The 446-nt window shown below is 41.7% G+C and carries 1 tRNA gene and 1 rRNA gene; both read left to right on the top strand.

The annotated features are described in order from the left end of the window. Positions 1-87: ribosomal RNA gene (locus HGH47_RS12310) — 16S ribosomal RNA — on the top strand; the annotation flags it as partial. 102 nt (positions 88-189) lie between these two features. Then, positions 190-263 (top strand) — tRNA-Ala (locus HGH47_RS12305). Positions 264-446 lie beyond the last annotated feature (183 nt).

Genomic DNA, 446 nt, shown 5'->3' with positions numbered 1-446 from the left:
AGGACGGTGCCGAAGGTACGCTTGGTAAGGAGGGTGAAGTCGTAACAAGGTAGCCGTACCGGAAGGTGCGGCTGGATCACCTCCTTTCTTAGAGAAAGGTAATACTAAATGCTTTGTAAGTTGTACACAAAGCTTTCGCTTATCGCTTCTTCTTTCCCTCTCTTTTTTTATATTTTTGGTTTGTAGTAAGGGGATATAGCTCAGCTGGCTAGAGCGGCGGCTTTGCAAGCCGTAGGTCAGGGGTTCGAATCCCCTTATCTCCAGAATCGTAAGACGAAAATATTTTTTGTATTACGGAAAGATCTTTGAAAAGCTAGGGAAGGGAAAGAAAGACTACTTGAAGGTGGATTACTTTGTTAGAGAAGTGATTAACTGGAGAGTAGATAAAATAAGGTGAAGAGAAACGTTCTTAACGGTTGTTGATATAGATGATCGTTTTAAGAAGA

It is taken from the genome of Treponema sp. OMZ 805, assembly GCF_050937395.1.
Taxonomy (GTDB): Bacteria; Spirochaetota; Spirochaetia; order Treponematales; family Treponemataceae; genus Treponema.
The sequence above is the reverse complement of the archived record's forward strand: the minus strand, read 5'-3'. Positions and strand labels throughout refer to the sequence as shown.